At 68.0% G+C, this 24604-nt stretch carries 25 protein-coding genes; 16 read left to right on the top strand and 9 right to left on the bottom strand.

The genetic code is table 11. The features are described from left to right. The first annotated feature begins 1 nt into the window (after position 1). The 7 genes from ccoP (at position 2) to ccoS (ending at position 5970) form a co-directional block, all read left to right on the top strand. Positions 2 to 883 carry a cytochrome-c oxidase, cbb3-type subunit III gene (gene ccoP / locus GU927_RS05905; RefSeq protein ID WP_161761412.1) on the top strand — a complete coding sequence of 294 codons (882 nt, stop codon included), beginning with the start codon at positions 2 to 4 and terminating at the stop codon, positions 881 to 883. Between the two features lie 167 nt (positions 884 to 1050). Beyond that, positions 1051 to 1323 (top strand): BrnT family toxin, encoded by a 273-nt coding sequence (locus GU927_RS05900; protein ID WP_217765540.1) that lies wholly within the window; start codon positions 1051 to 1053, stop codon positions 1321 to 1323. Then, positions 1292 to 1573 carry a helix-turn-helix domain-containing protein gene (locus GU927_RS05895; RefSeq protein ID WP_161761410.1) on the top strand — a complete coding sequence of 94 codons (282 nt, stop codon included), beginning with the start codon at positions 1292 to 1294 and terminating at the stop codon, positions 1571 to 1573. Before GU927_RS05900 ends, GU927_RS05895 begins: the two co-directional genes overlap by 32 nt. Before the next feature lie 136 nt (positions 1574 to 1709). Then, a complete protein-coding gene (gene ccoG / locus GU927_RS05890; RefSeq protein ID WP_161761409.1) occupies positions 1710 to 3128 on the top strand; it encodes a cytochrome c oxidase accessory protein CcoG in 1419 nt (472 codons plus the stop codon). A 1-nt stretch (position 3129) separates the two neighbouring features. After that, positions 3130 to 3594: a FixH family protein gene (locus GU927_RS05885; RefSeq protein ID WP_161761408.1), complete on the top strand. Its 465-nt coding sequence runs from the start codon at positions 3130 to 3132 to the stop codon at positions 3592 to 3594. Between the two features lie 3 nt (positions 3595 to 3597). Further along, positions 3598 to 5802 carry a heavy metal translocating P-type ATPase gene (locus GU927_RS05880; RefSeq protein WP_161761407.1) on the top strand — a complete coding sequence of 735 codons (2205 nt, stop codon included), beginning with the start codon at positions 3598 to 3600 and terminating at the stop codon, positions 5800 to 5802. 9 nt (positions 5803 to 5811) lie between these two features. Beyond that, complete coding sequence (gene ccoS, locus GU927_RS05875; protein ID WP_023663712.1) at positions 5812 to 5970, top strand: cbb3-type cytochrome oxidase assembly protein CcoS; 159 nt, start codon at positions 5812 to 5814, stop codon at positions 5968 to 5970. A gap of 196 nt (positions 5971 to 6166) precedes the next feature. Here ccoS and GU927_RS05870 read toward each other — a convergent pair whose 3' ends face one another. Together GU927_RS05870 and GU927_RS05865 are read right to left on the bottom strand one after the other, a co-directional pair. Further along, entirely contained in the window at positions 6167 to 7843 is a 1677-nt protein-coding gene (locus GU927_RS05870) for a serine hydrolase (RefSeq protein ID WP_232489134.1), read from the bottom strand. A 183-nt stretch (positions 7844 to 8026) separates the two neighbouring features. Beyond that, positions 8027 to 8722, bottom strand: a complete 696-nt coding sequence (locus GU927_RS05865; protein WP_161761406.1) for an HAD family hydrolase — start codon at positions 8720 to 8722, stop codon at positions 8027 to 8029. Positions 8723 to 8902: 180 nt separating this feature from the next. Here GU927_RS05865 and clpS point away from each other — a divergent pair, with 180 nt between their 5' ends. From clpS to GU927_RS05850, 3 genes are all read left to right on the top strand, one after another. After that, entirely contained in the window at positions 8903 to 9223 is a 321-nt protein-coding gene (clpS, locus tag GU927_RS05860; RefSeq protein ID WP_217765547.1) for an ATP-dependent Clp protease adapter ClpS, read from the top strand. Positions 9224 to 9524: 301 nt separating this feature from the next. Next, positions 9525 to 10511, top strand: a complete 987-nt coding sequence (locus tag GU927_RS05855) for a class I SAM-dependent methyltransferase (RefSeq protein ID WP_161761404.1) — start codon at positions 9525 to 9527, stop codon at positions 10509 to 10511. 11 nt (positions 10512 to 10522) lie between these two features. After that, a complete protein-coding gene (locus GU927_RS05850) occupies positions 10523 to 11329 on the top strand; it encodes an SDR family NAD(P)-dependent oxidoreductase (protein WP_161761403.1) in 807 nt (268 codons plus the stop codon). A gap of 72 nt (positions 11330 to 11401) precedes the next feature. Here GU927_RS05850 and GU927_RS05845 read toward each other — a convergent pair whose 3' ends face one another. Continuing rightward, a complete protein-coding gene (locus GU927_RS05845) occupies positions 11402 to 11860 on the bottom strand; it encodes a hypothetical protein (RefSeq protein ID WP_217765538.1) in 459 nt (152 codons plus the stop codon). A 57-nt stretch (positions 11861 to 11917) separates the two neighbouring features. Here GU927_RS05845 and hemF point away from each other — a divergent pair, with 57 nt between their 5' ends. Both hemF and GU927_RS05835 read left to right on the top strand, forming a co-directional pair. After that, entirely contained in the window at positions 11918 to 12793 is an 876-nt protein-coding gene (hemF, locus tag GU927_RS05840; protein ID WP_161761401.1) for an oxygen-dependent coproporphyrinogen oxidase, read from the top strand. A gap of 48 nt (positions 12794 to 12841) precedes the next feature. Further along, on the top strand, positions 12842 to 13189 hold the full coding sequence (locus GU927_RS05835; RefSeq protein ID WP_161761400.1) for a hypothetical protein: 348 nt from the start codon (positions 12842 to 12844) through the stop codon (positions 13187 to 13189). A 24-nt stretch (positions 13190 to 13213) separates the two neighbouring features. Here the strand turns inward: GU927_RS05835 and GU927_RS05830 are convergent, their stop codons facing one another. From GU927_RS05830 to hemE, 3 genes are read right to left on the bottom strand one after another with little or no spacing between them, the layout of a single operon-like run. Then, the gene (locus GU927_RS05830; protein WP_161761399.1) at positions 13214 to 14116 is read right to left on the bottom strand and encodes an EamA/RhaT family transporter; all 903 of its coding nucleotides are present in this window, start codon (positions 14114 to 14116) and stop codon (positions 13214 to 13216) included. Further along, positions 14113 to 14520: a VOC family protein gene (locus GU927_RS05825; RefSeq protein WP_161761398.1), complete on the bottom strand. Its 408-nt coding sequence runs from the start codon at positions 14518 to 14520 to the stop codon at positions 14113 to 14115. Before GU927_RS05825 ends, GU927_RS05830 begins: the two co-directional genes overlap by 4 nt. Before the next feature lie 58 nt (positions 14521 to 14578). Continuing rightward, positions 14579 to 15616: a uroporphyrinogen decarboxylase gene (hemE, locus tag GU927_RS05820; protein WP_161761397.1), complete on the bottom strand. Its 1038-nt coding sequence runs from the start codon at positions 15614 to 15616 to the stop codon at positions 14579 to 14581. 313 nt (positions 15617 to 15929) lie between these two features. Here hemE and hemC point away from each other — a divergent pair, with 313 nt between their 5' ends. Then, positions 15930 to 16874, top strand: coding sequence for a hydroxymethylbilane synthase (gene hemC, locus GU927_RS05815; RefSeq protein ID WP_161761396.1), 945 nt, complete (start codon positions 15930 to 15932; stop codon positions 16872 to 16874). A gap of 126 nt (positions 16875 to 17000) precedes the next feature. On the opposite strand, the gene GU927_RS05810 is transcribed toward hemC, so the two are convergent. The 3 genes from GU927_RS05810 to GU927_RS05800 all read right to left on the bottom strand — a co-directional run bounded on the left by GU927_RS05810 (position 17001) and on the right by GU927_RS05800 (position 20448). Then, entirely contained in the window at positions 17001 to 18191 is a 1191-nt protein-coding gene (locus GU927_RS05810) for a hypothetical protein (RefSeq protein WP_161761395.1), read from the bottom strand. After that, positions 18188 to 19612 (bottom strand): FAD-binding oxidoreductase, encoded by a 1425-nt coding sequence (locus tag GU927_RS05805; protein ID WP_161761394.1) that lies wholly within the window; start codon positions 19610 to 19612, stop codon positions 18188 to 18190. Before GU927_RS05805 ends, GU927_RS05810 begins: the two co-directional genes overlap by 4 nt. A gap of 155 nt (positions 19613 to 19767) precedes the next feature. Further along, positions 19768 to 20448 (bottom strand): arylesterase, encoded by a 681-nt coding sequence (locus GU927_RS05800; protein WP_161761393.1) that lies wholly within the window; start codon positions 20446 to 20448, stop codon positions 19768 to 19770. On the opposite strand from GU927_RS05800, the gene GU927_RS05795 reads away from it, so the two are divergent. The 3 genes from GU927_RS05795 to GU927_RS05785 all read left to right on the top strand — a co-directional run bounded on the left by GU927_RS05795 (position 20447) and on the right by GU927_RS05785 (position 24592). Next, positions 20447 to 21130 carry an ABC transporter ATP-binding protein gene (locus GU927_RS05795; protein ID WP_161761392.1) on the top strand — a complete coding sequence of 228 codons (684 nt, stop codon included), beginning with the start codon at positions 20447 to 20449 and terminating at the stop codon, positions 21128 to 21130. The two genes, GU927_RS05800 and GU927_RS05795, sit on opposite strands and share 2 nt — an antisense overlap. Further along, a complete protein-coding gene (locus tag GU927_RS05790; RefSeq protein WP_161761391.1) occupies positions 21127 to 23634 on the top strand; it encodes an ABC transporter permease in 2508 nt (835 codons plus the stop codon). The genes GU927_RS05795 and GU927_RS05790 overlap by 4 nt, the downstream gene beginning before the upstream one ends. Before the next feature lie 163 nt (positions 23635 to 23797). Then, positions 23798 to 24592, top strand: a complete 795-nt coding sequence (locus tag GU927_RS05785) for a glutathione S-transferase family protein (RefSeq protein WP_161761390.1) — start codon at positions 23798 to 23800, stop codon at positions 24590 to 24592. Positions 24593 to 24604 lie beyond the last annotated feature (12 nt).

The raw sequence follows: 24604 nt of genomic DNA, 5'->3' as shown, positions 1-24604 counted from the left end.
GATGTGCGCCAAGCAAGTCACGAAAAAGCCCGGCGAGCAGGTCGGCACGACCGGCCATAGCTGGGACGGGATCGAGGAGCTGAACAACCCGCTGCCGCGCTGGTGGGTCTGGGTGTTCTACGCCACCATCGTCTGGGGCATCGGCTATACGGTCGCCTATCCGGCATGGCCACTGATTTCCGGGGCGACTCCGGGCGTTCTGGGGGCCAGCACGCGGGCCGATGTGGCCGCCGAGATCGAGCGGTTCGATGCGGCCAATGCCGACATCAAGGCGCAGCTGGTCGCGGCGCCGCTGGCGTCCATCCCGTCGGATCAGGCGCTGATGGCCTTTGCCGAACCGGCGGGGGGCGCGGTGTTCAAGACCTATTGCGCCCAGTGCCACGGGTCGGGCGCGGCAGGGGTCGAGGGCAAGGGCTATCCCAGCCTGCTGGATGACGACTGGCTGTGGGGTGGCACGATCGAGGATATCCACCTGACGATCACCCACGGCATCCGCAACACGACCGATGCGGACGCGCGCTATTCCGAGATGCCGAAATTCGGCGCGGATGGCCTGCTGGACGATGCCCAGATCGGCGCGGTGGTGGAACATGTGCTGGCCATTTCCGGTCAGGAGCATGATGCCGCGCTGGCCACCGAGGGGGCCACGCTCTTTGCCGACAACTGCGCCGCCTGCCATGGCGACGCAGGGACCGGCGACCGCACGCAGGGCGCGCCGAACCTGACGGACGCGATCTGGCTTTATGGCGGGTCGCGCGAGAAGGTGAAGGAATCGGTCGCCTATGCGCGCTTTGGCGTGATGCCCGCATGGGCCGGACGCCTGACCGAGGACGAGATCCGTGCGGTCGCGGCCTATGTCCATTCCCGCGGGGGTGGCGAGTAAAGCGGAATTCCCGGCGGTCCGCCGCCGGGAAGGGCACCGGCACCCCACCTGTTCGCGCGTTTCCTGGGGGTGCCGGTGTCCGGATTGCCGACTGCGGGGTCGAGAGGCCCCGCTTTTGTTTTTGCGGGGTGGTTGATCCATATACGGGATTTCCGTATATAGAGATCGTGACCAGTGATTTCGATCCTGTGAAAGATGCGGTGAACCGTGAAAAGCACGGTCTGTCGCTTGCATTCGGTGCGCGGGTCTTCGGCGATCCTGACCACCTGATCATCCCCTCGATCCGGGACGTGGATGGCGAGGAGCGGTTCAAGATCATTGGCCTTGTCGAGCGGCGTCTGTTCACGGCGGTCTTCGTCTGGCGGAACGGAAAGCCGAGGTTCATTTCGGTACGAAGGAGCAATGCGGGTGAAGACCGAGCCTATCATTCTGGACCCTGATCCTTCGGACGCGGAGGATTTCGAGGTTTCGGCGCGAGCGATGGAGCGGGCGCTGCGTGCGCGGTTGATCCGGCGGACGCGTGAGGGGTTGGGGCTGTCGCAGGTGGAATTTGCGCGGCGGTTCAAGGTCCCGCCGGGAACATTGCGCGACTGGGAACAGGCGCGGGCGACACCGCCGGATTTCGCCATGGCCTATGTGGCGGTCATCGCACGCCATCCGGATCTGGTCGTGGCTGCGTTGGGCGAGTAGCCGGGCAGGATGGGCACTATTGCCCGTCCTGCGGGTGCGACAAAGCTGCATCGCGGATGCCGGTTTGATGCATGTCAAGGTGGCGGCGGCCCCCGCGGCGGATAGGTGGGGCGATCCGAATCCCTGGAGCCTTTCCGTGAGCAGTCCCGATACCGAACCGCAGAGCCTTTATGCCGCGCGCGAGCCGATCTTTCCGCGCCGCGTGAAGGGCAGTTTCCGCACGATGAAGTGGTGGATCATGGCGGTGACGCTGGGCATCTACTACCTGACGCCGTGGCTGCGCTGGGACCGGGGGCCGAACCTGCCGGATCAGGCGGTGCTGATCGACATGGCGAACCGGCGGTTCTTTTTCTTCATGATCGAGATCTGGCCGCATGAATTCTATTTCGTGGCCGGCCTTCTGATCATGGCGGGGCTGGGGCTGTTCCTGTTCACATCCGCCGCGGGGCGGGTCTGGTGCGGCTATGCCTGCCCGCAGACCGTGTGGACGGACCTGTTCATCCTTGTCGAACGCTGGGTCGAGGGGGACCGTAACGCGCGCATCCGCCTGCACCGGCAGCGCTGGGATGGCGAGAAGATCAGGAAGCGGCTGGCCAAATGGGCGATCTGGTTCCTGATCGGGCTGGCGACGGGCGGGGCGTGGATCTTCTATTTCACCGATGCGCCGACGCTGGCGGTCGATCTGGTGACGGGGCAGGCCCATCCCATCGCCTATACGACGATGCTGATCCTGACGGCCACGACCTTTGCCTTTGGCGGGTTCGCGCGGGAGCAGATGTGCATCTATGCCTGCCCCTGGCCGCGCATCCAGGCGGCGATGATGGACGAGGATACGATCACGATCGCCTATCGCGAATGGCGGGGCGAGCCGCGGGGCAAGCAGGATGTGGCGGGCAATGGCGACTGCATCGACTGCAAGGCCTGCGTGAACGTCTGCCCGATGGGGATCGACATCCGGAACGGCCAGCAACTGGCCTGCATCACCTGCGGGCTGTGCATCGATGCCTGCAACGACATGATGGACAAGATCGGCAAGCCGCGCGACCTGATCGGCTATCTTGCCCTGACCGACGAGGTGCGGGAACGCGAGGGCAAGGCGCCCAAAAGCGTGTGGAGCCATGTGTTCCGCCTGCGGACGGTCATCTACACGGTGCTGTGGGGCGGGGTGGGGATCGCGCTGGTCGTGGCGCTGTTCCTGCGGTCGGATATCGACGTGAACGTGACGCCGGTGCGGAACCCGACCTTTGTGACGCTGTCGGATGGCACGATCCGCAACACCTATGACCTGCGGTTGCGCAACAAGACGGGGGATGACGCGTGGTTCAGCATATCGGCCACGTCGGAGGCGGGGCTTGTGCTGAAGCTGGAGGGCACGCCCGACGCGCTGGTGCGGGTGCCTGCGAACGAGACCCTGCAGCAGCGGGTCTATGTCGAGGCCGCGCCGGGATCGCAGGCGGCGCTTGCGGACCGGACCGAGTTGCGGCTGTGGGTGGCCGATACCGAAGGCAAGGACCGCGTGCATCATGACACGGTCTTCAACGGAAAGGGTGAGTGAGATGGCAGAGCTGAAGGGGCGTCATGTGCTGGCCATCACGGTCGGGGCGTTTTCCATCATCATCGGGGTGAATCTGGTGCTGGCGGTGCAGGCGGTGCGGACCTTTCCGGGGCTCGAGGTGGCGAATGGCTATATCGCCAGCCAGACCTTCGATGCCGAGCGCAAGGCGCAGGAGGCGCTGGGCTGGACCGTCACGCCGGAGTATCGCGGGGGCAAGCTGACGCTGTCGGTGACGGATGCCGAGGGGCTGCCCGCGGCGGTGCGGCGGATGGATGTTCTGGTCGGGCGCGCGACCGAGACGAAGGATGACATGCTGCCCGATTTCGCCCGTGTGGCGGGGGTGTGGGAGGCGGATGTCGCGCTGGCGCGGGGCAAGTGGATGCTGAAGGTCGAGGCCGAGGCACCAGACGGGACGAAGTTCCGCCAGCGGCTGGAGCTGTTCGTGATGGATCAGGTGCAGGGGTAGGCCATGTCGCTGTCGGCGCCGCTGTTGAACGAGCATGTCACCGCTTCGGCCTGTCCGGCCTGCGTGGCGGCGCCGAGTGCGGAGAGCATCGCGGCGGCGTCGTCGGCGCGGGATGCGCGGCTGATGCTGTCCCTGCCCACGGCGCATTGCGCGGCCTGCATTTCCACGGTGGAGCAGGCGGTTCAGGCGGTGCCGGGGGTGAAGAGTGCGCGGGTGAACCTGACGCTGCGGCGGGTGTCGGTCGATGCCGATGCGGGCGTGACGGCGGATGCGCTGATCGGGGTGCTGAAGGGCGTGGGGTATGAGGCGCATGAGCTGGACCCCGGCCTTCTGAGCGCGACCGAGACGGACCGGCAGGGGCGCGACCTGCTGATGCGGCTGGGCGTGGCGTTCTTTTCGATGATGAACGTGATGCTGCTGTCGGTTGCCGTCTGGTCGGGGGCCGAGGATGCGACACGCGACCTGTTTCACTGGATTTCGGCGGCCATCGCGCTGCCCACGGTCATTTTCGCGGGGCAGCCGTTTTTCAAGAGCGCATGGGCATCCTTGCGCGTGGGGCGGCTGGGGATGGATGTGCCGATTTCGCTGGCGCTGATCCTTGCGTCGTCGATTTCGTTGTTCGAGACGTGGAACAGCGGGCATCACGCCTATTTCGATGCGGCGGTGATGCTGTCCTTCTTCCTGCTGGCGGGGCGATATCTGGACCATCGCACGCGCGCCGTGGCGCGGTCGGCGGCAGAGGAGCTGGCGGCGCTGGAGGTGCCGCGGGCGAGTGTGCTGCGCCTGGGCGTGGAGGTCGTGCTGCCGATTGCCGAGGTTGTGGCAGGCGATCTGGTCCGCGTCCGGCCCGGTGGGCGGATGCCGGTGGATGGCGTGGTGGTCGAGGGGCAGTCGGAACTGGACCGGTCGCTGCTGACGGGGGAGAGCCTGCCGGTCTTCGCCGGTGTCGATACGGTGGTTTCGGCGGGGGAGGTGAACCTGACGGGGCCGCTGGTCGTGCGGGTCACGGCGGCGGGGCGGGAGTCGTCCTTGCACCGGATGGCCGATCTGGTGGCCGTCGCGGAGAGTGCGAAGACGCGCTACACGTCCTTGGCCGAGCGGGCGGCGAAGTGGTATTCGCCGCTGGTGCATATCCTGTCCTTCAGCGCCTTCGGGTTCTGGATGTGGAAGACGGGGGGCGATCTGCGCTTTGCCGTCAATATCTCGGCCGCCGTGCTGATCATCACCTGTCCCTGTGCGCTGGGCCTGGCGGTGCCTGCGGTGGTGACGGCGGCGAGCGGAAAACTGTTCCGCAAGGGTCTTCTTATCAAACATGGCACGGCGCTGGAGCGGCTGGCCGAGGTGGATACGGTCGTTTTCGACAAGACCGGCACGCTGACCATGGGCGCGCCGGAGGTGACGAACCTTGCCGACCATCCGCGCGTGGCGGTGGAGGTGGCGGCGGCGTTGGCGGGTGCATCGTCGCATCCGCTGGCGCTGGCGCTGGTGGCCGGGGCGCGGGCTGCGGGGATCGGGCCTGCGCGGGTGGAGGAGTTGCGCGAGGTTCCGGGCTATGGCGTCGAGGGGGTCTGGAAGGGCCGTCGCGTGCGTCTGGGGCGGGCGGAATGGTGCGGTTCGGAACCGGTCGATGCGACCGCGACCTATCTGTGCACGGGCGAGGGGGCGGCGCGGGCCTTCACCTTTGCCGACAGCCTGCGTCCGGGGGCCGAGGCGGCGGTGGCGAGCCTGCGCGCGCAGGGGCTGCGGGTTGTGTTGATCTCGGGCGATGCGCGGGGGGCCGTGGCGGGGCTGGCAGAGCGGCTGGGGATTGCGGAATGGCGCGCGGGGGCCTTGCCCGCCGAGAAGGCGGCAGAGGTCGCGGCCATGACGCGCGACGGCTGCCGCGTCCTGATGGTGGGGGACGGGTTGAACGATACGGCGGCGCTGGCGGCGGCGCATGTGTCGGTATCGCCGGCAAGCGCGCTGGATGCGGCGCGGGTGGCGTCGGACATCGTTCTGCTGGGGCAGGACATGGCGCCCATCGGGGATGCGCTGCGGATCGCGCGGCAGGCGTCGCGCCGGATCGTCGAGAATTTCGGGGTGTCGGCGGCCTATAACGTGGTGGCGGTTCCGCTGGCGCTGGTCGGGATGGCGACACCGCTGGCAGCGGCGGCGGCGATGTCGCTGTCGTCGATCACGGTATCGCTGAATGCGCTGCGGCTGAAATAGGGGGCGGGGATGGAGATTCTGGGCTTTCTGATCCCCGTGTCGCTGTTTCTGGGCGGGATCGGGTTGGCGGCGTTCTTCTGGGCGATGCGGAACCGGCAGTTCGACGACCCCGAGGGGGATGCGAACCGGATCCTGACGAAGGATTGGGACGACCGGCCCAAGCCGTGAGGGGCGGGAGGTCCGGACGGCGGGGCGGGGGTCGGCGGGGTGAACCCCGCCCTACGCAGGTTCGAGGGCGCGCGCGGGGCGTGCTTGGGGCATGGGCCGGAATTTGTTGGTGCGCGGTGGCGGGGTGAACCCCGCCCTACGCAGGTGCGAGGGCGCGCGACAGGTGCCGTTTCGCGGTGGCGGGGTGAACCCCGCCCTACGGGCCCATCGTGAAGCAGGAGATGGCGCGGGCTTGCAGGCGGCGGCAGGCGAGGTCGGCCTGATCCTGCGTCAGCCCCACGAAGGTGGCGTCGAAGCCGCCCGAGCGCGGCATGACCTTGCGCAGCGAGCCGTTCAGCGTGGCGCTTTCCACCAGTTGCAGCTTCAGCAATGCCCGTTCGGCATCGTAGCTGCTGCCATAGCTGCCCAGATTGATGCCCCAGTGCCGGTCGCCGGAGGTGGAGACGGAAATCACCACTTCGGGTTCGGCGTCGCCTTCGGCGGGGGCGGCGGCATCGTCATAGATCGGGGCGTTGCGCTTTTGCGGGCGCGAGGCGGTGCCGGCGGCAGAGACGACCTGGAAGGGGATGATCTCGGGCGCGTCAGCCGGGGGCAGGTCCTGGGTGAGGGCGGCGGCCAGCGCCTCTTGATCAGGCAGGGTTTCGCCTGCGGGCAGGGTTGCGGCAGAGGCGAGTTCCACCCCTTCGACGGCCAGAGCGGCGGCGGGGGCGGCGGCTGCGGCCAGTTCGGTGGCCTGTGCGTCAAGCGCGGGATCGGTCGCGGGAGCGGTGGGGGCTTCGGCCCCCAGCGCGGCGGCAAGCGCGCCTTCGATGCCCGATTGCATGGCATCCACCGCCTCGGCCGCGGCGACGACGGTTTCTTCCGGCGCGGCGGCGGCGGGTGCCGCGCTGCCCGGACGGGCGGCGGGGCGGGGCGAGGTGGTGATCTCCATCGAGGCGCGGACGGTCTTGCCCGCGCCGTCGGAAACTTCGGGCAGGTCGGCATCGGCCACCAGCATCTCGTCCCCGCCCTGATAGGCGGGCGGTTGCGGCGGGTTGACGGGGGCGTTGCGCGGGGCCTTGCCGAAGCCGAGGTCGAGGAGTTTCATCATCTTGGCGTTACGGTCGGCGGTCGATTTGCCGCCGAAGATCGTGGCGATCAGACGCTTGCCGCCGCGTTCGGCCGAGGCCGTCAGGTTGAAGCCCGCAGGCACCGTGTAGCCGGTCTTGATGCCGTCGGCGCCTTCGTAGGCATCGAGGAAGCGGCGGTTGGTGTTGTTCACCGTCGCCATGCCCGCATCGACCGAGCGGCGGGAGAAGAGGTTGTAGTATTGCGGGAAGTCGTAGAACAGGTGCCGCCCGAGGATCGTCATGTCGCGGGCGGTGGACAGGTGGCCCTGTGCGGTGAGGCCATTGGCGTTCTTGAACGTGGTGTTGCCCATCCCGAGCGCCTTGGCGGTGCGGGTCATGCGCTTGGCGAAGGCGGCTTCGTCCCCGCTGATGAATTCGCCGATGGCGGTGGCGGCGTCATTGGCAGATTTGATGGCGGCGGCGCGGATCAGGAAGCGCAGGGCGATCTTCTGGCCTGCCCGCAGGCCAAGGCGCGAGGGCGGCTGGGCTGCGGCGTGTTTGGTGATCGTGACCATGGAATCGAGCGAGATGTTGCCGCGCTCGATCTCCTCGAAGGCGATGTAGAGCGTCATCATCTTGGTCAGCGAGGCAGGGTGCAGGCGGGTGTCGGCGTTTTCGGAATAGAACACCTCGCCCGAGCGGGCGTCGATCACGATGGCGGCATAGGGTGCGGCCAGAAGGGGGGATGCGGCGAGGACGGCAGCGAAGGCCGCGACAAGCCAGAATGTGAAAAGGCGGGCGATATGCCCCGAAAGCGATGCCACGTCGCCAGTTCCTTGTTCCTGCCTCAGGATCGCCCCGTTTTTTTGTGGGGCTTATTTGATTGGTGCAGAGACTAGCACAGGGGGGTGCACCGGAAAACCCCTGAATTTCAATGACTTTCGGGGTGTTGCTGTGGTGATGCTTTGGTATGGGTCGCGCAAAGGGGGCGCGCTAGGTATTGTGTGTTAACGAAGGCGCGACACAAGATCGGGCAGGTCGCCCAGATGGTCCAGCGCGCAGAAGCGGGGGTGATCCTGCGGCGGATCGGCGTGTTCGAGCGCCCATGTCAGGCCATGGGGGATGTGGACGCCCCAGCCGCCCGCCTCGATCACGGGGATGACATCGGACTTGAGCGAGTTGCCCACCATCAGGGCGCGGTCCGGCCCGTCGCCGTGGCGGGCGAAGATCGCGGCATAGACGGGGGCGGTCTTGTTGGACACGATTTCCACCCCGTGGAACAGGTCGCCGAGGCCGGACTGGGCAAGCTTGCGTTCCTGATCCAGAAGGTCGCCCTTTGTGATCAGCAGCACGCGGTGGGTGTCGGCGAGCCGTTCGACCGCCTCGCGCGCATGGGGGAGCAGCTCGATGGGATGTTCCAGCATCTCGCGCCCTGCGGCCATGATCTCGGCGATCACGGCGGCGGGGACGCGGCCTTCGGTCACTTCGATGGCGGTTTCGATCATCGAGAGGGTGAAGCCTTTGACGCCGAAGCCGTAATGGCCGAGGTTGCGCCGCTCGGCGGCGAGGAGGCGGTCGTGCAGGTGGTCGGGTTCGGCGTGGTCGGCCAGAAGGGCGGTGAAGCGGTCCTGCGTGAGGCGGAAGAAGGCTTCGTTCTGCCAGAGCGTGTCGTCGGCGTCGAAGCCGATGGTGGTGATGGTCATGTCGCTTCTCCCTGCCGGATGCTTGCCCTGCGTGGGGGCGGGGCGCAAGGTGGTTGGGGGCGGTTGCGCCATGCCCCTTTTCGCGGGGGCGGTTTGGATTATATTCTTGGCCGTGGTGACAATCCCGAATCCCCAACCGACCAGCGGAGCCCGTATCCCGTGAGCCTGACGCCGATCATGATGAGCGACACGCCCCGCGGGCCGGGGAACGAGTCGGGCGTGCTGACCAAGACCAAGGCCAAGACGCAGCGTCCGCCGATGTACAAGGTAATGCTGCTGAACGACGATTACACGCCCATGGAATTCGTGGTGCATGTGCTGGAGCGGTTCTTCGGGCTGAGCCATGCGCAGGCCTTCGACATCATGCTGACGGTCCACAAGAAGGGGCTGGCGGTGGTGGGCGTCTTTTCCTTCGAGGTGGCCGAGACGAAGGTGGCGCAGGTCATGGATTTCTCGCGCCGGCACCAGCATCCGCTGCAATGCACGATGGAGAAGGAGTGACGGGGTCACTTCGGCGCGCGGGCGATTTCTGACGCAGAAATCGCGGCGGAATTTGGCGCAAATTCCGGGCTTTGGCGGTGGGGGCCGTTTCCTGCGTCAGAAGTGACGGGAGTTACTTTGTCGCGCGGGCGATTTCTGGCGCAGAGAACGCGGCGGACTGCGGCGCAAATTCCGGAGTTTGGCGGTGGGCGCCGTTTCCTGCGTCAGGAAACGGCGCGAAATCTGCGTCAGATTTCGCCCTGACTTGGCCTTTGCCCTTGCCCCGCCTATGGTGCGCGCCGGTTTGCGAAGGGATGAAGCGATGCGGTCTGCCCGATTGGAGATGGCGCTGGAGGGGGGATTGCTGCCCGTTCCGGCCGAGGGGCGGGTTGCCGTCCTGCGTCCGCGCCTTGGCGATGATCTGGCGGGGTTGCCGAAGGACCGTGTCGAGGTGGTGACGGGGTTCCGGCCCGATTTCGACTGGTTCGCGGGGCGGGGGTTCCGCACCGTGCGGGCGGCGGAGGGGGATTATGCGGCGGCGGTGGTCTGTCTGCCGCGGTCGCGCGAGCAGGCGCGGGGGCTGATCGCGCAGGCGGCGGGGCTGGTCGTGGCGGGGGGGCCTGTCGCGGTGGACGGGCAGAAGACCGACGGGGTGGACGCGGTGCTGAAGGAGTTGCGCGGGCGCGTGGCGCTGTCCGAGGCGCTGTCCAAGGCGCATGGCAAGATCGCGGTCTTTCCGGCGGGCGCGGGGCTGGCGGGTTGGGCCGCGGCGCCGGTCGAGGTCGAGGGGTTCCGCACCGTGGCGGGGGTGTTCAGCGCGGACGGGGTGGATCGCGGATCGGCCCTGCTGGCCGCTGCGTTGCCGGCCGAGATGAAGGGCAAGGTGGCCGATCTGGGTGCGGGCTGGGGCTATCTGGCGCGGGCCGTGCTGGCGCGGGACGGTGTGAAGGAATGCCATCTGGTCGAGGCGGAGGCGGATGCGCTGGATTGTGCGCGGGACAATGTGGCGGATGCGCGGGCGCAGTTCCACTGGGCCGATGCGACGACGTTCCGGCTGCCCAAGCTGATGGAGCATGTGGTGATGAACCCGCCCTTCCATCAGGGCCGCGATGCGGACCCTGCGCTGGGTCTGGCCTTCATCGCGGCGGCGGCGCGCGGACTTGCGCCGGATGGCGTGTTGTGGATGGTCGCGAACCGCCACCTGCCTTATGATCGCGCCTTGGGGACGCTGTTCCGCGAGGTTCAGGAGATTGGCGGCGATGCCGCCTTTCGGGTCACGCGGGCCGCCTATCCGGTGCGGACGCGCTGAGGGGGATATCCATGTCGTTTTCGATTTCGGGCAAGACGGCCATCGTCACGGGGGCGGCCAATGGCATCGGACTGGCCATTGCGCGGCACTTTGTGGACAAGGGGGCGAATGTGATGTTCGCCGATATCGACGAGGCGCGGCTGGAGGACGAGGTGGGCGAGGAATCGCGCGCCGAGGGGCCGGTCAGGATGTTCGCGGGCGATCTGCGGCAGAAGCTGACCATCGCCAATCTGCTGTCGGCCACGGTGGATGCCTTTGACCGGATCGACATCCTTGTGAATGCCAGCCGCCAATGCGCGCTGTCCGATGCGCTGGACCCCGAGGCGGATGCGGTGGAGCAGTTGCTGGAGCAGAACCTGCTGACCAGCCTGAGACTGAGCCAGATGACGGCGAAGCGGATGATCCAGAAGGCGGAAAAGACGGGGGCCGAGGGGATGATCGGGTCGATCGTCAACCTGTCGTCGCTGGCCGCCGTGCGGACGCAGCCGACACTCTTGGGCTATTCCATCAGTTCGGCCGCGGTGGAGCAGATGACGCGGTCGCTGGCGGTGGCGCTGGCGCCCAAGGGGATCCGGGTCAATGCGGTGTCCTTTGCATCTGTCATGAGCGCGTCGTTGCAGGGCGCGCTGCGCGAGAATCCCGACTGGCGCGACGTGGTGGAGGCGGGCACGCCGCTGGGCCGCATCGCCAGTGCGGACGAGGTGGCGGAGGCGGCGCATTTCCTGTGCTCGGACGCGTCGGGGTTCATGACGGGGCAGGTCCTGACGCTGGATGGCGGGCGGGGGCTGCTGGATGTGGTATCGGCGCCGACGTTCTGACAGGCCGCAAGGGTTGGTCGGGCAGAGCGCGGTGCGGTGCCCTGCCCGTCGGAGCCGGAGATCAGGGGGCAATCACTCAGGGTATTGCGCCTTGCACTGGGCGATGACGCCTTCTGCCGCGCGGGCAAGCTGGTCGCGGCGTTCCAGCAGGCTGTCGAGCTTGGCCCCTTCGGCGCGCAGGTCGATGGCCTTGGGGCGGGTTTTGGTCTGGGGTTCAGGCTCGAAGCAATAGCGCGGGGGCGGGGCGGGTTGGCCTGCGGTGACGGGTTGCTGCACCTCGCAGACCTGCCAGACGGGGACGTAGACGGTATATTCCTCGATCGCGTAGCCGCGGGCGATGTTTCCCTGCGTCTCGTCCACCAGTTTCTGGATCGTGCGCAGGTCGCGGGTGTTGCGGTTGATGCACTGCTCCTGCGGGGTGCCGCAGGCGGTCAGGATCAGGAGCGGGGCGAAGAGAAGGCGGCGCATGGGAACCTCGGTCAACGGCAATGCCCCGTGATAGCGCGGGGGCGGGGTGATGCCAAATGCCATGTTGGCGAGACGGGTTCCAAGGTGCTAGGCAGGGAAAGTGTAAACCTGGAGAGACAGATGACCGACCTGTTCGATGCCCGCAAGGCGCGTGCCGCCGCCTGGTTCCGAGAGTTGCGCGACCAGATCGTCGCGGCCTTCGAGGGGTTGGAGGACCGCCACGGTCAGGGCATGCCGGGCCGGTTCGAGGTGACGCCGACGGTGCGCGCGGATGGCGGCGGCGGGTTGATGAGCGTGATGCGCGGGGGCCGCGTGTTCGAGAAGGTGGGCGTCAACGTCTCAGAGGTGCATGGCACGCTGGGCGAGCGGGCTCAGAAGGCCATGGCGGCGCGGGGCGTGCCGGGGATGGACCGCGATCCGCGCTTCTGGGCGTCGGGGATTTCGCTGGTGGCGCATATGGTCAACCCGCATTGTCCGGCGGTGCATATGAACACGCGGATGTTCTGGACGCCGCATGCCTGGTGGTTCGGGGGCGGGGCGGACCTGAATCCGGCGATCGAATATGCCGAGGATACGGCGCATTTTCACGGGCAGATGCAGGCGGCCTGCGACCTGCACGATGCGGGCTATTACCCGAAGTTCAAGGCCTGGGCGGACGAGTATTTCTTTGTCCCCCATCGCGGACGGGCGCGGGGGGTGGGCGGCATCTTCTATGACGACCTGAACACCGGCGGCGCGGGGGGCGATAGCTGGGAGGCGGATTTCGCCTTTACGCAGGAGGTGGGGCGGCATTTCCTGCCCGCCTTCGTTCCGGTGACCGAGCGGCGCGTGGGCTCGGCATGGACCGAGGCCGACCGCGAGGCGCAGCTGGTCCATCGCGGGCTTTATGCGGAATACAACCTTGTCTACGACCGCGGCACGAAGTTCGGGCTGGAGACGGGGCACGATGCCAATGCCGTGCTGATGAGCCTGCCGCCGATTGCCAAGTGGACTTGACCCGCGCGCGCCTGTAGAGGGGCGCGGGGTTTTGGAAGGGACGCGGGAATGGCGGCGGATATCGAGATCAGGGCGCGGGCCTTCTGGACCGACACCGAGGGCGGCGATCACGCCGTGGGCTTTGCCGCGAGCGAGGACCCCGAGGATGGCTATGTGATCTTCGAGGGGCGTCCCGGGGATCGCAAAGGGCTGTATCTGGAGGTGTCGGATGACATCTTTGCCGCGAAGGATGCGGTGGAGAGGGTGGAGTTCACCGCCGAAGGCTTCGTCCTGACGATCCGTCCCGCGATGCAGGCGAAGCTGGGGATGGTCGGCACGGTCGCGGTCTTTGTCGCGGGCGATGATGCGGACGGGCAGGCGGCGTTGGCCGTGCTGCGGGGGTTGGTTGCGGCGTAGGTCGGGTATTGCCCGGCCTGCGGGTCACCCCTGTTGCCAGAGCAGGGCCGCGACGCCTGCGAGGATCGTCGCCATGCCGACATATTGGCGCGCGGTTGTGCCTTGGCGGAAATGCAGGCGGGCGACGAGCTGGGCCAGCGGCACCTCGACCAGGGCCAGCGTGCGGACATTGGCGGCGGTGGTCAGCGAGAAGCCGGTGAACCAGCAGGCCGAGGCGAAGGCGCCGAGAAAGCCCGCGGCAAGCGACGTGCGCCAGACGCGGAACGAGCCCCTGAGCGCGGCACGGTCGAAGAGGGCAAGCCAGAGGAGCAGCGTGGCGGTCTGGATCGCCAGTGCCAGCGCGAGGGTCGTGAGCGCGCGGGTCAGGAAGCTGCCAGCCGGCAGGGTGGTGATTCCGCCCCGGAAGCCGATGGCGGCAAGGCCGTAGCCCAGCCCTGACAAGAGGCCAAGCGCGGCGGGGCGCGACTGGAAGAGGCTGCCGATCGCAGGGCCGGGTCTCACCGACAGGATCAGCACGCCCGCCGTGGCGATGGCGATGGCGGCAAGAATGCCGGGGGTGAGCGCGTCGCCCAGCAGCGCCGCACCCAGCAGGGCCACGAGGACGGGTTCGGTCTTGAGCCATGCGGTGGCGACGCCGAAGGACTGGTCCTTCATCAGGAGGAGCATCAGTGCGGTTCCCGCGATCTGCGCCCATGCCCCGAGCAGGGTCCAGCCCAGCGTGGCGGGGCCGGGCAGGGCAGGGGTGCTGCCGGTCCATGCGCTGTGTCCGGCAAGGAAGAGCAGCGCGAAGGGCAGGCCGAAGAGGAAGCGGACCTGCGTCGCGCCTGCGGTGCCGATGGCCGCGGTCAGCCCCGCCTGCGTGGCGTTGCGGCCGGTCTGGGCGATGGCACCCATGAGCGTGGCCCAGACCCAGAGGGGAAGCGTCATTCCAGCCCCCAGATGCGGGCCTCGGCGATTTCGACGGAGTTGCCTGCGGGGTCGCGGAGGTAGAGCGACCGGCCGCCGCCCGGCCAGTCGTGTTCGTGTTCGAGGGGGATGGCGAGCGATGTCAGCCGGGCGCGCCAGCGGGCGAGGTCGCCGGGACCTTCGGCGCGGAAGCAGATATGGCCGGGGCCATGCGCGCCGTGGGCGGGGATGCCCGATTGCCGGGCGGGGTCGGAGGAGGGGCCGGGGTTGAAGATCAGCAGCATCTGGGTTTCCCCGCGCAGGAAGGCGAAGCGGCCCTTGACCCGGCGCTGGTCGGCAAAGCCGAAGAGGCGGATGTAGAAATCCGCGCAGGCATCGGGGTCTGCGGCGTAGAGCACGGTTTCGAGGATGGCGGGGGGTGGCATGGCTGTTCCCTTCGGGTCCAGCCTATGCCTTGGGCCGTCGGGCGGCAAGGTGGCGGGGTCAGGCCCCGCGCACTGTGTCGATCATCAGTTGTACGTTGTCGGGGTTGGCATCGGGCGTGATGCCGTGGCCGAGGTTGAAGATATGCGGCCCCTTGCGGAAGGCTTCGACCACGCGGCGGGTTTCGCGCACCAGCGCCTCGCCCCCTGTGACCATGTGTTCGGGGGCGAGGTTGCCTTGCACGCAGCCCGTGGTCTGGACATTGGCCGCGCCCCATTCGGGGGTGATGGAATTGTCGAGCGCCACGCAATCGGCGCCCGTCTTGGCGGCGAAGCCGATGTAGCCCGCGCCAGCCTCGCGCGGGAAGGCGATGACGGGCAGGCCGGGGTGGCGGGCCTTCATCGCGGCGATGATCTTCGCGGCGGGGGCGACGGCGAAATCCTCGAAATCCTGACCTTTGAGCGATCCGGCCCATGAGTCGAAGAGTTTGACGACTTCGGCCCCGGCCTCGACCTGCGCCGAGAGGTATTCGACGGTGGCCTCGGTAATGCGGTCGATGAGGGCGGTGAAGGTGGCGCGGTCGGTGTTTTTCAGCGCGTGGGCGGCGCCCTGGTCTTTGCTGCCGCGGCCCGCGATCATGTAGGTGGCGACGGTCCAGGGGGCACCCGCAAAGCCGATGAGCGTTGTCTCGCGCGGGAGTTCGCGCGACAGGATGCGGACGGTTTCGTAGACGGGCGAGAGGGTGTCGTGGATGGCGTGGGTCGGTTTCAGGGCGCGCACCTGATCCATCGTGGTGGTGGTCTGCATGCGCGGGCCTTCGCCGGTTTCGAACCAGAGTTCCGGACCCAGCGCCTGCGGCAAGAGCAGGATGTCGGCGAAGAGGATCGCCGCGTCGAAGCCGTAGCGGCGGATCGGTTGCAAGGTGACTTCGGCGGCGAGGTCGGGATTGTAGCAGAGCGACAGGAAATCCCCCGCCTGCGCGCGGGTGGCGCGGTATTCGGGCAGGTAGCGGCCCGCCTGACGCATCATCCAGATCGGGGGCGTGGGCAGGGTTTCGCCTGCAAGGGCGCGCAGGATGGTCTTTTCGGGCTGGGTCATGGGGTGGCTTTCGTGGGGAGCAGGGAGCGCGAGGCGGTGCAGGATAGCGGGGTTGATGTGCGAGGGGCTGCGAAAGGCTCCTGTGGAGCGTTTCGCAGTCCCGCCGGTAGGGCCGCGCATGATCCGCCGGGGCGGGCGACTGTGGCGCACGACCCGAGGGGGCGGGTCGTGCGCGGCCCGTGGCTTGGGCCACGGGCCGGAACCTGCCGTTGCGCGAGGATGAAGTGGACTTGCGTCATGCCCCATGCGTCCGCTTGTGGCGGGGTCTTGTCAAGAGTTGTCAGGTTTGCGTGACAGTTGTATGCCTTCCCCTATGACATATCCGCTTCCCCATCCCGCCCAGCCGTTGAAGATCGGAACCCGTGGTTCGCCCCTTGCGCTCTGGCAGGCGCATGAGGTGCGGCGTTGCCTGATGGCGGCTTTCGCGCTGCCCGAGGATGCGTTCGAGATCGTGGTGATCAAGGTGACGGGCGACCAGATTCTGGACAAGCCGTTGAAGGAGATCGGCGGCAAGGGGCTGTTCACGCGCGAGATCGAGGAGGCGCTGATCGACGGCGGCATCGATATTGCCGTCCATTCGATGAAGGACATGCCGACGGTGCAGCCGGACGGGTTGATCCTCGACTGCTTTCTGCCGCGCGAGGATGTGCGCGACGGGTTCGTGTCGCCCACGGTCGCCTCGCTGGCCGATCTGCCGCAGGGGGCGGTGGTGGGGTCGTCAAGCTTGCGGCGGCGGGCGCAACTGGCACTGCGGCGGCCGGACCTGCGGCTGGTGGAGTTCCGCGGCAATGTGCAGACGCGGATGAGGAAGCTGGAGGACGGGGTGGCGGTGGCCACCTTCCTTGCCATGGCGGGCTTGAACCGGCTGGGCATGGCGCATGTGGCGCGGGGGGCCATTGCCCCGGAAGAGATGCTGCCTGCGGTCGCCCAAGGCGCGATCGGGGTGGAGCGGCGCGCGGCGGATGCGCGGGTGGAATGGATGCTGGCGGCGATCCATGACGGGCCGACGGGTGTGCGGCTGGCCGCCGAGCGGGGCATGCTGGCGCGGCTGGATGGATCCTGCGAGACGCCGATTGCGGGGCTTGCGGTGATCGAGGGGAACGGGCTTTGGCTGCGGGGGGAAATCCTGCGGCCCGATGGCAGCGAGTCCATCACGGGCGAGCGGCGGGGCGGGGTCGCGGATGCGGCGGCGCTGGGGCGCGATCTGGCGGAGGAGCTGCTGGGACGCGCGCCTGCGGGGTTCTTCAGCTGGCGATAGGGCAAAATTCATCTGCGAAGAATTTTGCGGGCGAATTTTCTGGCGAAAATTCGGGGCGCAAGGGTTGGGGAATGTTCGCCAGAACATTCGGGGGCGGGATTTTTCGCCAGAAAAATCGCGGTCCGGTCAGGTGCGGTTGCGGTCGATCCACAGCAGCGCCAGCGCGCCCGTGACCGCCACGCCTGCACCGAGGAAGGCCGTGGCGGTGTAGCTGCCGAAGAAGCTGCCCGCCGCGAAGGCGAAGGCGGCCAGCAGTTCCGACACCAGCCGTTGCAGCGCCAGCATCGCCCCCGCCGTGCCGGGGCGTCCGGCAAGCAGGTCCTGATAATAGGCGATGGGCAGGGTCAGGATCGCCGTACCGCCGAGCCCCGCGAGCAGGGGGAGGAGCCAGAGCCACGCGCTTTCGGTCAGCACGGGCATCAGGGCGAGGTGGGCGACATAGAGCAGCGTTCCGCCCGCGATCAGGGTGGAGCGGCGCAAGCGGTGGGTGATGAGGGGAAGGAGGAGCATGAAGGGCACCTCCCACCCCGCGACGAGGCCGATATAGAGCGCGGTGGTGCCGGAATCGCGGGTGGGCGAGGCCTCGAACACCAGCGAGGTGAGGATCATGTAGAGGTTCCCTGCCGAGGCGATGGCCCCGAGCAGGAGGAGGCGGATGAGGATCGGGGGCGAGGCGATCTCGGCCATGGCGCGGGTGAAGTTGAGGCCGGAGGGGCGGTCGTCCCATGCGGTCGTGCCGTCCTTGGGCCATTTCAGTGCGAGCAGCGTGGTCAGAGCCACGGCGGCGAGGGTGGCCGAGAGGTAGACGGCGGTGACATCCAGACCCCGGCCGAAGGCGAAGGTCCAGAAGACCAGCATGGCAAGGAAGCTGACCGACATGGCCGCGCGGATGGTGGACAGGATCGCGTCGCGCGCAGCGCCGTCGTCGGAACGGGCGAGGCGGGCCAGCGCGAAGAGCTGTCCGTAGAGCGAGGAGGCGACGGGGAAGAGCAGCCCGTGGCAGAGCGTGAAGGTGAGAGGCGAGGGGGCGACCAGCATGAGCCCCACGCCCGTGGCGCCCGAGGTGGCGGTGAACAGCGCGATGCGGCGGCGGTTTGCCTTCTGATCCGACAGGATGCCCAGAAGGACCGAGGCGCTGACCGAGACGGCAGAGGCCGCGACGAGGATGAGCGCGAAGGCGGGTTCGGACAGGCCGATGCGTTCGATCCCCACCAGCGACTGGTAGGGATAGACCGAGGCATTGAGCGCCCCCATCAGCAGGAGCGCCCATGCGATGAGCCGCAGGGTCGGGTCGCGCAGCACGGCGAGGGTGGTCATTTTCTGGCGTCTTTCGGGGGGATCACCTTGCCGGGGTTCATCAGGCCTGCGGGGTCGATGGCGGATTTGATCGTCCGCATGAGGTCGAGCGCGACGGGGTCCTTGCGGCGGGACATGGAGTTGAGCTTGGACAGACCCACCCCGTGTTCGGCCGAGAAGGAGCCGCCGAGGTCCTGCACGATATCCTCGATCGCGGTGATGACGCGGTCGTAGAGGTCTTTCGACGGGTCGCCCGGATAGACCGAGAAATGAAGGTTGCCGTCGCCCAGATGGGCCACGGTCACGGTATCGGCCCCCGGAGCGATGGTGGCGAGGCGGGGGGTGATGCGGTCGAGGAAGGTGGCAACCTTGTCCAGCGGGACGGCGATGTCGCTGTCGATCATGGGTTTGACGGCGGCGCCGATTTCTGCCGCCGCCTCGCGCCGCGCCCACATGGCGCTGCGCTGGGCGGTGGAGCGGGCGATGGTGGCGTCGAGGACGAGGCCGTCTTCCATGAGGTCGGCAAGGGTGGATTCGAGCAGGTCGGCCAGCGGGACGGTGCCGTCGGGCGCGGGGGTGGCAAGGGCGGGCGCGGTGGCGGCGAGTTCGACGAGGATCGTCGTGTCATGGGGGGTGGCGAAGGGGCGGCCGATGTCGGGGCGGATGGCGACGAGGCGGCGCATGTAATCGGCGGGCATGTATTCGAAGGCTTCCACCAACCCTCCGGTCGCGGCCTGAAGGCGGTTGAGGAGCGTGAGCGCGTCGGGGAGAGAGCGGACGGCCAGCGTGGCGGTGGCATGGGCAAGGGGGGCGGGGACGAGTTTCATCACGGCGGCGGTTATGATGCCGAGCGTGCCCTCGGCACCGATGAAAAGGTTTTTCAGGTCGTAGCCGGAGTTGTCCTTGTGGAGTTCCGACATGAGGTCGAGGATGCGGCCGTCGGGGAGGACGACTTCGAGCCCCAGACAGAGCGCGCGGGTGGAGCCGTAGCGCAGGACGTTGGAGCCGCCTGCATTGGTGGAGAGCACGCCGCCGATCATGGCGGAGCCGCGCGCGCCGAACCAGAGCGGGAAGTAGAGGCCGTGGGTTTCTGCGGCGTCGTGGAGGGTGGAGAGGATGACGCCTGCCTCGACGATGGCGATGCGCGAGGCGGGGCGGATCTCGCGGATACGGTTCAGGCGTTCGGTGGACAGCAGCAGGCCACCTTCGGTGTAGGTGGCCCCCGTGAGGCCCGTGTTGCCGGAGACGGGGATGACGGGGATGCCGTGGTCGGCGGCGAGTTTGACGGTGGCGGCCACTTCGGCGGTGTTGGCGGGGCGGGCGACGGCGAGGGGGATGCCTTCGTAGGTGCCCATCCAGTCACGGGCGTAGCGCGCGGTGTCGGGGCCGGTGAGGACGTGTGCGTCACCGAGCAGGGTTTTCAGGGCGGGGATGAGGGACATGGGCGCGCTCCGGTCGTGCGCCGAGTCATCGGACGCGGGCGGGGGAGTTGCAAGGGGGTTGTGGGGGGGGGGGGCGGGTGGAGGCCGCCGGGGGCGCTGCCCCCGGACCCCCGGGGCATTTGGGCCGAGATGAAGCCGGGGGGCTTGCCCGGCGTTCAGGGGGTGGGCTTGGCGAGGTCCAGCACGGCGGGGCCGAGGCGGGCGACGATTTCGGCCACGCCGTCCTTGTTGGGGTGCAGGCCGTCGGGTTGCATGAAGGCCGCGATCTGGCCCGGGTCGGTGGCGTCGGGGGCGAGGAGGCGGAAGAAGGGTTGGGTGATGGCCGCGCCGTGGGTGGTGGCGATGGCGGGGTAGAGGGCGTCGAAGTCGGCCTTGTAGTCGGGGCCGAAATTGCCGGGCGCCTCCATCGGGACGATCAGGACTTTCAGGCCGCGCTCGGTCGCCTGTTTCACGATACTGTCGATGTTGCTGCGGGTTTCGGATGGCTGGATGCCGCGCAGGAGGTCGTTGCCGCCCAAGGTGACGATGAGGGCGTCGGTTTCGGGGGTCAGCGACCAGTCGAGGCGGGAGAGGCCGCCCGCCGAGGTGTCGCCGGAGACGCCTGCATTGATGAGGGTGATGTCTGACCCTTGGGCGGTGAGCCAAGCTTGCATCTGGGGAACGAGGCCGTCACCTTCGGGCAGGCCGTAGCCTGCGGTGAGGCTGTCGCCCAGCGCCACGATGGTGGTTTCTGCCTGCGCGGCGGCGGGGAGGCAGAGGGCCAACGCCAATGTGATGTTGCGCAGCCTGCGGCGCGCGCCATATCTGGCTTTGGACAGTTGGAAGGCGATTTTCATGGCGGATACGGTTCTGGCGCTGAAGGATGTGCGGTTGACTTTGGCTGGAAATGCGGGGCCGGTCGATATCCTGAAAGGCATATCACTGGAAGTTCATGCGGGCGAGACGGTGGGGCTGGTGGGGCCGTCGGGATCGGGGAAGTCGTCGCTTCTGATGCTGATGGGGGGCTTGGAGCGGGCCACGGGGGGCGAGGTGCGCGCCTTGGGCCACGACCTGACGGCGATGGACGAGGACGGGCTGGCGCGCTTCCGGCGCGGGAAGATGGGGGTGGTGTTCCAGTCCTTTCATCTGATGCCCACGATGACGGCTTTGGAGAATGTGGCGGTGCCCTTGGAGTTGATGGGGGTGCCGGATGCTTTCGCGCGGGCAGAGGCGGAGTTGGTGGCCGTGGGTCTGGGCGCGCGGATGGGGCATTACCCGAGCCAGATGTCGGGGGGCGAGCAGCAGCGCGTGGCGCTGGCGCGGGCGGCGGCGCCGCGGCCTGCGATCCTGCTGGCGGATGAGCCTACTGGGAATTTGGACGGGGTGAACGGGGCGGCGATCATGGAGCTGCTGTTCGGCTTGCGCGACCGGCACGGGGCGACGCTGGTTCTGGTGACCCATGCGCCGGAGCTGGCAGCGCGCTGTGACCGGGTGGTGCGGCTGGCGGATGGGCGGATCGCGCCGGAGGTGGCGGCGTGAGTCTGGCATGGCGCATCGCGCGGCGGGAGTTGCGGGGCGGGCTTCGCGGGTTCCGGGTGTTTCTGGCCTGCCTTGCGCTGGGCGTGGCGGCGATTGCCGCGGTGGGGTTGGTGCGGGCGTCGATCCAGCAGGGGTTGAGCGATCAGGGCGCGGTGCTGCTGGGTGGGGATGCGCAGATGGAATTCACCTATCGCTTTGCCGATGAGGCGGAGCGGGCGTGGATGGAGGGGGTTTCGGAACGTCTCTCCGAGGTTGTCGATTTCCGGTCGATGGTCGTGCTGGGGGATGAGACGGCGCTGACGCAGGTGAAGGGGGTGGATGATGCCTATCCCCTGCTGGGGTCGGTGGTTCTGGAAAGCGGCGATCTGCCGGGGGCTTTGGCGGCGGAGGGGGGTGTGCCCGGTGCCGTGATGGACAAGGTTCTGGTGGACCGGCTGGGGCTGTCGCCGGGTGACCGGTTCCGGATGGGGGTGAAGGAATTCCGGCTGGGCGGGGTGCTGCTGCGCGAGCCGGACAGTGCGAATGGCGGCTTTTCGCTGGGCCCGCGGACCATCGTTCGGACGGCCGATCTGGCGGGGTCGGGGCTGCTGGAGCCGGGGTCGCTTTATGAGACGGAGTATCGGCTGGTGCTGCCCGCGGGGACGGACCTTGCCGCTATGGAGGCGCGGGCCGAGGCGGAGTTTGCCGACAAGGGGATGCGCTGGCAGGACAGCCGCCGCGCCGCGCCGGGGGTGGAGCGGTTCGTGGACCGGATCGGGTCTTTCCTGATCCTCGTGGGGATTGCGGGTCTGGCCGTGGGGGGCGTGGGCGTGCAGGCGGCGGTGCGGGCCTATCTTGAGGGGAAGGTTGCGACGATTGCCACGCTTAAGACGCTGGGGGCGGAGGGGCGGCTGATTTTCCGCATCTACCTTTTGCAGATTGCGGTTCTGGCGGGGGTGGGTGTGGCGCTGGGCCTTGTGCTGGGCGCGGCGGTGCCGGTGCTGTTTGGCGGGGTGATCGAGGCGGCCTTGCCCTTTCCGGCGGAGGTGGGGGTATATCCGATGCCCTTGGTCGAGGCGGCGTTTTACGGGGTGGTGACGGCGTTCCTGTTCACGCTCTGGCCCTTGGCGCGGACGGAAGGGGTGCGGGCGGCGGCACTCTATCGCGGGGCGGGGCGCGGGGGCTTGCCTGCGGCGCGGCATCTGGTGGCGATTGCGGGGCTGGCGGTGCTGCTGATCGGGGGCGCGGTGTGGTTTTCGGGGACGTGGCAATTGACGCTGGGATCGGCGGGGGGCGTGGTGGCGGCGCTGGCGGTGCTGGCGCTGGCGGCATGGGGTTTGCGGCGGGCGGCGCGGGCGGCGGCGCGGGCGGGGCTGGCGCGCGGGCGGGTGGCGTTGCGGTTGGCGCTGGCGTCGATCGGGGGGCCGCGGGAAGAGGCGGGGGCGGTGGTGCTGTCGCTGGGGCTGGGGCTGTCGGTGCTGGCGGCGGTGGGGCAGATCGATGCCAACCTGCGGGCGGCGATTGCGACGGATTTGCCGGAGCGGGCGCCGAGTTATTTCTTTGTCGATATCCAGCCGGACCAGATCGAAGGGTTTCTGGCGCGGGTGGAGGGTGATCCTAAGGTGTCCAAGGTGGAAAGCGCGCCGATGTTGCGGGGCGTGCTGACCGAGATCAACGGGCGGCCCGCGAAGGAGGTGGCGGGCGAGCATTGGGTGGTGCGCGGGGATCGGGGCATCACCTATTCCGAGGAACCGCAGCCCAATGCAAAGGTGGTGGCAGGGGAGTGGTGGCCCAAGGATTACGCGGGTGAGGCGCAGGTGTCCTTTGCCGCCGAGGAGGCCGAGGAGATCGGGCTGAAGCTGGGGGACGCGCTGGTGGTCAATGTGCTGGGGCGGGACATTCCGGCGACGATCACCTCCTTCCGGCAGGTGGATTTTTCCAGCGCGGGGATGGGGTTTGTGATGACGATGAACCCTGCCGCGCTGCAGGGCGCGCCGCATACGTTCATCTCCACCGTCTATGCCGAGGAGGAGGCAGAGGCGGCGATCCTGCGGGATGTGTCGCGGGCCTATCCCAATGTGACGGCGATCCGCATCCGCGATGCCATCGGGCGGGTGACCGAGGCCTTGGAGGCGATTGCGACGGCGACGGCCTGGGCGGCGGCGGCGACGCTGGTGACGGGGTTTGTCGTGCTGGTGGGCGCGGCGGCGGCGGGCGAGCGGGCGCGGGTCTACGAGGCGGCGGTGATGAAGACGCTGGGGGCGACGCGGGGGCGGATCCTTGCCAGCTTTGCCTTGCGCTCTGCCCTGATGGGCGCGGCGGCGGGGGGCGTGGCGATCGTCGCGGGCGGTCTGGCCGGATGGGCGGTGATGGTGCTGGTGATGGAGGGGACGTATTTCTTCGAACCCGTCTCGGCCGTGGCGATCGTGGCGGGGGGGGTGTTTGCCACGATGGCGGCGGGGCTCTTGTTCGCGCTGCGGCCGCTGGCGGCAAGGCCCGCGCAGGTGTTGCGGGCGCAGGAATAGGGCAAAATTCTTCTGCGAAGAATTTTGGGGGCGATCCTTCTGGCGAAGGATCGGGGCGTGCGGGTGGGGCGGGCGGAAGCTTCGCCAGAATCTTCGTTTCAACGATTTTCGCTAGAAAATCGTTGCAGGCGGTGGGCATGATGTCCCCGCCACGGAGGACGCCATGACCAAGCCCATCATCCACCACATCCCCGTCTGCCCCTTTTCCCAGCGGGTGGAAATCCTGCTGGCGCTGAAAGATCTGCGCGATGCGGTGGAGTTCCGGGTGGTGGACATCACGACGCCGCGCGATCCGGCACTGCTGGCCAAGACGCGGGGGACGACCGCGCTGCCGGTGCTGGAGCTGGAGGATGGGCGCATCCTGAAGGAGAGCCTTGTCCTGATGCGCTATTTCGAGGAGCGCTTTCCGGAGGTGCCGGTGGCGCGGGCCGATCCTTACGAGCGGGCAGTGGAGCGGTTGTTCATTTCGCGCGAGGGGCCATTCGGGAACGCGGGCTATGCTTTCGTGATGAACCGCGACCGCGCGCAGGCGGGGGCGAAGCGGCAGGCGCTTCTGGACCAATATGCATGGCTGGATGACATGCTGCGGCATCACAATCCCGACGGGGTATTCCTGTTCGACCGGTTCGGCTGGGCCGAGGCGGTCTATACGCCGCTGATGATGCGGTTCTGGTTTCTGGACTATTATGAGGGGTTTGCCTTGCCTGACGATCCGGCCTTTGCCCGCGTGGCACGGTGGAAGGCGGCCTGTCTGGCCCATCCCGCCGCGCAGCAGGTCACGGCGGAAGAGATCGTGAAGCTTTATTACGACTATGCCATTGGCAAGGGGAACGGGGCGCTGCCCGAGGGGCGGGCGCGGTCTTCCTTTGTTTTCGAACCGCATTGGCGGGGGCGTCCGATGCCGCCGAAGGACAAATATGACCGCGTCGCGTCGGACGCGGAGCTTGGCTTGGTCTGACGGGCGTGACGA

This window comes from Paragemmobacter amnigenus (assembly GCF_009908265.2).
GTDB classification, from domain to species: Bacteria; Pseudomonadota; Alphaproteobacteria; order Rhodobacterales; family Rhodobacteraceae; genus Paragemmobacter; species Paragemmobacter amnigenus.
Note: the sequence above shows the minus strand (reverse complement) of the source record. Positions and strands in the feature narration are given on the sequence as shown.